We start from the raw sequence: 371 nt of genomic DNA on the forward strand, positions 1-371 counted from the left end.
CCTTATTGATTACCAAATTCAAATTTCGATTTTGTACAAACTCGAAGAAGGTAGTATTCACTACTAAAAAAGGATGTTTATTATTTTCAAAATACTGCACTGGTGTATATCGCTTACCATTACCTACGATGGCTTCAACAGACATATCTGTTTTTTTAACATCTATAATAGCGTAATATGCTTTATTGGGTTTGTCGTCGATCGCTGATTCACTATAATATACATGTGCATTGCTGGGTATTGTGCCAAATAAACTATCTACCCGCTTCCATTGTAGTTGAGCCGAAACAAAGATGGGTAATACACATACCAATAAAAGAGGAACCCGCATAAGAATGATTTTTATACAAAGCCGGATGATTATGCTATCA

At 34.5% G+C, this 371-nt stretch carries 1 protein-coding gene; it reads right to left on the reverse strand.

The window, feature by feature from the left end; all coding sequences use genetic code 11:
• Nucleotides 1-331, reverse strand: a 331-nt coding sequence (locus tag CWB62_RS18775; RefSeq protein WP_212747500.1) for a hypothetical protein, incomplete at its 3' end; no start/stop codon positions are given.
• Nucleotides 332-371 lie beyond the last annotated feature (40 nt).

The sequence above is a fragment of the Pseudoalteromonas sp. S408 genome (genome assembly GCF_005886645.1).
GTDB lineage: Bacteria > Pseudomonadota > Gammaproteobacteria > Enterobacterales > Alteromonadaceae > Pseudoalteromonas.